The organism is Parvibaculum sp. (assembly GCF_002684405.1).
Lineage (GTDB): Bacteria > Pseudomonadota > Alphaproteobacteria > Parvibaculales > Parvibaculaceae > Parvibaculum.
Map to the genome: position 1 here is coordinate 1 of NZ_NYVD01000011.1, position 6,300 is coordinate 6,300.

Sequence of the window (6,300 nt, forward strand, 5' to 3'; positions counted from 1 at the left end):
GGGTCTCGTGATTTTCAGGGACTCACACTGGGTCGCCTTCGCGGCCGCCACCTCATGAGAGTGGCGAATGATCCGCGTGGAAAGGAAGTGAACATATGAACGCCGCACGCATTGGAGTTCTGGTTCTGGCATTGGTCGCAGCGGGCGCAGCCGCCTTCCTGGCGCGCGGTCTTGTCTCGTCGGACGACAGCAAGCAGGCCGCGCCCAAAGTCGTCGAGGCGCCGACGGCCGAAGTCCTCGTGGCCGCGAAGAATATTGCAATCGGCGATCGCCTTACCGGCTCAGCCATCAAATGGCAGAAATGGCCGAAGAACGCCTTGAACCCGGTCTTCATCACGCGCAAGTCCAGTCCGGACGCGCTGGCCGCGAACGCCGATAGTGTCGCGCGCGTGTCGATCGTGAAGGGCGAGCCCGTTACCGCGGACAAGCTCGTTCGGACCGGCGACAAGGGGCTCATGGCGGCGCTGATCGATCCGGGCATGCGGGCAGTCGCCATTCGCATTTCGCCAGAGACCAGTGCCGGCGGTTTCATCCTGCCCAATGATCGTGTCGATGTCGTTCTGACAGGCCGGTCCTCGGGCGGCAATCGCGACGCCGCCACGGCCGAGACCATCATGCGCAATGTGCGCATTCTCGCCATCGACCAGCGTTTCAACGAGAAGGAAGGCGCCCAGGTCGCGATCGGTAAAACGGCGACGCTCGAATTGACGCCGGCGCAGGCGGAGCTGATCGCGCTCGCTCAGGAAGAGGGCAAGCTGACGCTCACGCTCCGTGGTATCGGCGAAAAGGAGATCGCGGGCGGTGATACGCGCGATGAAGCCGAAGGCTCCGTTGTCCGTGTTGTCCGCTTCGGTCATACCCAACCCGTTCGCGTGAAGTGACTGCCATGAGGAACGAGACCATGACGGCAAAAGCACACTCTTTAAAAACGCGAACACGGCGTTGGCTGCGTATGGGCCTTCTTGTGCTTTGCGCCGCAGCGCTTGGCTGGGAACCGGCCACACCGCTTTACGCGGCCGATGCCCGGCTGGTGAAAATCGACCAGGGCGGGACCGGTCAGGACTCGCGCGCCATCGTGCTGGGCCTCGACAAGGCGGCCATCGTGGAACTGCCCGTCGCGGCCCGCGACGTGCTTGTGTCCAACCCGGAAATCGTCGACGCGGTGGTGCGTACGAACAAGCGCACCTATCTGATCGGCCTCAAGGTCGGGCAGACCAACGCCTTTTTCTTTGACAAGGACGGTCGCCAGATCCTCAATCTCGAAATTCGCGTCGAACGCGACCTGGCAAGCCTGCGCGATGCATTGAGCCACTACTTCCCCGGCACGAAGATCGATGTGCAGGCCATGAACGACAACATCGTTCTGTCCGGCACGGTGCCAAGCGCTTCTGCTGCCGACAAGGCCCGCACCTTCGCGGCGCGTTTCATCGGTGCGAAACCCGAAGACAACCGCATCGTCAATATGCTGTCGATTTCGGGCAAGGAGCAGGTGATGCTGAAAGTCACGGTCGCTGAAATGCAGCGGACCGCGATCAAGCAGCTCGGGATCAACCTGGCCAATCTGGGCAGCCTCGGAAATGTTGCGTTCGGTGTGGCGACTCAAAACGCTTTGAGCTTGCAGGGTCAATCCCTTGGCGGCCTGACGGGCGCTGCCAACTACAATGAAAAATTCCAGCTTGGCGGCACGTTGCAGGCCCTGGAGCGAACCGGCCTGCTGCACACGCTGGCCGAACCGAACCTGACGGCCATTTCCGGCGAAGCGGCAAGCTTTCTGGCGGGCGGCGAATTCCCCGTACCGGTATCGCGCGATAACAACGGCAACATCCAGCTGCAGTACAAGCCGTTCGGTGTCGGGCTCAACTTCACGCCGGTGGTGCTGAGCGATGGTCGCATCAGCCTCAAGATTTCGACAGAAGTATCCGAGCTGACCTCGGAAAACGCCTTTGTGTTGCAGGGAACCGCGTCGAGCGGTGTGACAGTGCCCTCGCTTAAGGTTCGTCGTGCGGAAACCACGCTCGAGCTGCCGAGCGGCGGCTCTCTGGTCATGGCCGGCCTCCTGTCCGAGCAGACCCGTCAGAACATCGACGGCGTTCCGGGGGCGAAAGACCTGCCCGTGCTGGGCGCCCTGTTTCGCAGCCGCGACTATCAGAAAAACGAAACCGAACTCGTGGTCGTGGTCACGCCGTATCTCGTGAACCCGACCGCACGCAAGAACATCGCCCTCCCGACCGACGGCTATTCGCCGCCGAGCGACATGGACACCATCCTGATGGGCAAGCTGAACGCGACCTATGGACTGAAAGACAGCCAGCCCGCGGGCAAGACGCTTAAGGGTCCCGTCGGCTTCGTCGTGGAATGATCAGGGAAAGGCATCGGATATGACTATGGATCGGAACATGCCGAAAACGACGGCGAAAAACGCAACGCAGTTCGGATGGCGTCCGCTTGCTGCCGCTGTGGCCATGCTGGCACTGGCCGGCTGCGGCGGGTTCAATGGCCGTGAGGAAGCTCTCTACACGCCTGAGAACGTGCATCCGATCACCGTGTCGAAAGATACGGCGACGCTGAAGCTCGATGCGGCGATGGATCTTGGATATCTGAACGGCCGTCAGAAGGCGCAGATCGCGTCCTTCGCCCGCGCCTATACCGAGCGTGGCCATGGCCCGATGGTGGTATCGGTCCCCGACCGCAGCCTGAACAAGGGCGCGGCGTCCGACTTCCTCAACGATGTCAGCCGTGCCCTGGCGGATGAAGGCGTGACGGACGATCGGGTGGTCTACAAGCCCTACCAGGTCGCCGGCGACAAGAACTCCGCGCCCGTCGTCATGACGTTCAATCGGTATGTGGCGCAGGCGAGCCCCTGCGGCGACTGGTCGGCGAATTATTCCTACAACCCCAAGAATCTCAATCCGCCGAATTTTGGCTGCGCGACACAGAACAATCTTGCGGCGATGGTTGCCGATCCGTCCGATCTCGTGCATCCGCGCACCATGGATCCGGCGGATGCGGATCGCCGCAGCACGGTGCTCGAGAAGTACCGTAAGGGCGAATCGACTGCGACGCAGCGCTCCGATAGCGACTCGGCCGCGGTCAGCGAGGTGAAGTGATGAGCGACGCAGCGTATAAAGACGAAATGGATGCCGAGGCCCCGCCGGTCGCGACCGAAGATCCCGCCCCCCCGCCGCGTGCGGGCGCGGACGAGACGCGTGGTGCTCAGCCGGCAAACGATCAGAATGCGAGCGAGGGCGGCCTTGCCCCCGTCATGAAGCCGGTGCCGCGTATCACCATTCACGCATTCTGCGAATTTCCCGAGAGCGGCAGCACCATCCAGCGCGCGGGCGAAGACCGCCGCCTGGCCAAGGCGCATCTGACTGTTCATATGGGCGGTGTGGCCGCCGCGGTCGAGCAGTATCAGACCGCATCCACGCCCAATCTGATCATCGTCGAGACCTCTGCGTCGGGGAACGAACTCTTCAGCCAGCTTGGCGCCCTTGCAGAAGTTTGCGACGCGGGAACGAAAGTGATCGTCGTCGGTCACCTGAACGACGTCTCGCTCTATCGCGAGATGATCCGGCAGGGGGTAAACGAGTATCTCGTGGCGCCGCTGAAGCCGCTGGCCGTGATCGAGGCTGTCTCGCGCCTCTATATCGATCCCGACGCGCCGCCGATCGGGCGGACTATCGCTTTTATGGGCGCCAAGGGCGGCGTCGGCTCGAGTACGCTTGCGCATAATATCGGCTGGTCGATCTCCACGAGCTTCAACGAAGATGTCGTGATCGCCGATCTGGACCTCCCCTTCGGGACGGCGGGCCTCGACTTCAATCAGGATCCGGCTCAGGGCATTGCCGACGCACTGACCGCGCCGGAACGTCTCGACGACGTGCTGCTCGACCGGCTGCTCGTCAAATGCACGGACAGGCTGAGCCTCTTCGCGGCACCCGCCGTTCTCGACCGCGAATATGAGGTCGATACGGAATCCTGCGAAAGCGTAATCGAAATCGTTCGCGCGGGCGTGCCGTGCGTGATTGTCGATCTTCCGCATATCTGGTCGCCCTGGACCAAAAAGGCGCTTCTGGCTGCCGACGAGGTGGTCATTACCGCTATGCCGGACCTTGCCAGCCTGCGGAATACCAAGAACCTGGTCGACCTGATCCGTCAGGCCCGTCCCAATGACACGCCGCCGCGCATCGTCTTGAACCAGGTCGGCGTTCCCAAGCGGCCCGAGATTCCGGCAAAGGATTTCGCCGAGGCGATCGGAATGGATCCTGCGTTGGTGATCCCGTTCAATCCCGGTCTTTTCGGCGCGGCCGCCAATAACGGCCAGATGCTCGAAGAGCTCGAGCCGAAGGGCAAGACCTCGGACAATTTGCGCGATCTTGCACAGATGCTTTGCGGGCGCGAAGCGAACGCCGGCAAGGCGCGAAAGTCGTTCTCGCTCAAGAAACTGTTCAGCCGAAAAGCCTGAACCGGAGGTAGTGGAAAGTGTTTGGACGCCGGAACGAAGGACAAGCTGTTGCGCCCCGCAAACCTGCGGCGCCGGCCCGCCCCGAGACGCAGTCCGGTGGGCAGAAGTCCGGCGGGCAGAAGGCCGGAGCGCCAAAGGCGCCGCCTCCCAAGCCTGCGCCCGCCCAACCCGCACCGGCCGCGCGGCCGAGCGCGACCGTGGACGAGCGTTCCGAAAACTACTACCAGATCAAGACCACGATCTTTAACGCGCTGATCGATACGATCGATCTGACGCAGCTCGCCCAACTCGACACGGAAAGCGCGCGCGAGGAAATCCGCGACATCGTGAACGAGATTCTTTCGATCAAGAATGTCGTGATGTCGATTTCCGAGCAGGAAGCGCTGCTCCAGGATATCTGCAACGACGTGCTCGGGTATGGTCCGCTCGAACCGCTGCTGGCCCGCGACGATATTGCCGACATCATGGTGAATGGCTGCGAACGCACTTTCATCGAAGTGAACGGCAAGACCGAAGTGACGGGTGTTCGCTTCCGCGACAACAGCCAGCTCATGAACATCTGTCAGCGTATCGTGAGCCAGGTCGGCCGCCGCGTCGATGAATCGAGCCCGATATGCGACGCGCGCCTGCCGGACGGCTCTCGCGTTAACGTGATCGTTCCGCCGCTGGCCATCGACGGCCCCGCGCTTACCATTCGTAAGTTCCGCCGCGACAAGCTCAAGATGCAGGACCTGGTGGAGTACGCCTCTATCTCCCCTGAAGGAGCGGAAGTTCTCGGTATCATCGGCAAGGTTCGCTGCAACGTCCTGATCTCCGGCGGTACGGGTTCGGGTAAGACGACGCTTCTGAACTGCCTCACCGCCTTCATTGAGCATGACGAGCGCGTGATTACCTGCGAAGACGCCGCCGAACTTCAGCTTCAGCAGCCGCATGTGGTGCGTCTCGAAACCCGCCCGCCCAATCTGGAAGGGCAGGGGCAGGTGACGATGACCGAGCTTGTCCGTAACTGCCTGCGTATGCGCCCTGAACGCATCATCGTGGGTGAGGTGCGCGGACCGGAAGCCTTCGACCTTTTGCAGGCTATGAACACCGGTCATGACGGTTCCATGGGTACGCTCCATGCGAACAGTCCGCGCGAGGCCCTGTCTCGTCTGGAAAGCATGATCACCATGGGCGGCTACAATCTGCCTTCCAAAACCATTCGTGAAATGATCGTGGGCTCGATCGACGTGATTATTCAGGCCGCGCGTCTGCGAGACGGTTCGCGCCGTATCACCCACATCACCGAGGTGCTCGGCACCGAAGGCGATGTGGTGATCACCCAGGATCTTTTCGTCTACGACATGGACGGTGAAGACGAGCACGGCCGCATCCTCGGCAAGCACAAATCGACGGGTATCGCCCGCCCCGCATTCTGGGACAGGGCGCGTTACTACAATCAGCACCAGAATCTTGCCGCGGCCCTCGACCGCGCACAGGACTGAACGGAAACGGCAGCCGGATGGATCAGGCCACGTTCATCATCATTGCGATCTCGTTCCTCGTTGCCGTGGGCATCGGGGGTGTCGGTTTCGTTTTCGTCGGCGGGCAGAACTCCGCGCAAAAGCGGGTCGCGCGTGTGGCGGGGCCCGGCCGTGCGAAGAATGCCCGGGTTGAAAGCGAGGCCGATAGCAGCGAAAAGCGTCGCAAGCAGATGCAGGAGACGCTGAAAGGACTGGAAGAGCAGCAGAAAGAGCACAATAAGAAGCTCTCTCTTGCGATGCGGCTGGAACGTGCCGGCCTAAAGATCGATACGCGCTCGTTCCATATGTTGAGCGCCATTGTCGGCCTGATAA

General features: G+C 61.8%; 5 protein-coding genes and 1 pseudogene. All 6 read left to right on the top strand.

Features of this window, described 5'->3' with window-relative positions:
* Window positions 1-95: 95 nt before the first annotated feature.
* A complete protein-coding gene (gene cpaB / locus CMI59_RS01215; protein ID WP_293323598.1) occupies window positions 96-881 on the top strand; it encodes a Flp pilus assembly protein CpaB in 786 nt (261 codons plus the stop codon).
* Window positions 882-952: 71 nt separating this feature from the next.
* The gene (locus tag CMI59_RS01220; RefSeq protein ID WP_293323601.1) at window positions 953-2,359 is read left to right on the top strand and encodes a type II and III secretion system protein family protein; all 1,407 of its coding nucleotides are present in this window, start codon (window positions 953-955) and stop codon (window positions 2,357-2,359) included.
* A gap of 37 nt (window positions 2,360-2,396) precedes the next feature.
* The gene (locus CMI59_RS01225; RefSeq protein ID WP_293323604.1) at window positions 2,397-3,107 is read left to right on the top strand and encodes a CpaD family pilus assembly protein; all 711 of its coding nucleotides are present in this window, start codon (window positions 2,397-2,399) and stop codon (window positions 3,105-3,107) included.
* Window positions 3,107-4,465, top strand: a complete 1,359-nt coding sequence (locus tag CMI59_RS01230) for an AAA family ATPase (RefSeq protein ID WP_293323607.1) — start codon at window positions 3,107-3,109, stop codon at window positions 4,463-4,465. Before CMI59_RS01225 ends, CMI59_RS01230 begins: the two co-directional genes overlap by 1 nt.
* A gap of 17 nt (window positions 4,466-4,482) precedes the next feature.
* Window positions 4,483-5,949: a CpaF family protein gene (locus CMI59_RS01235; protein WP_293323610.1), complete on the top strand. Its 1,467-nt coding sequence runs from the start codon at window positions 4,483-4,485 to the stop codon at window positions 5,947-5,949.
* A gap of 17 nt (window positions 5,950-5,966) precedes the next feature.
* Window positions 5,967-6,300: pseudogene (locus tag CMI59_RS01240) on the top strand (pilus assembly protein); the annotation flags it as partial.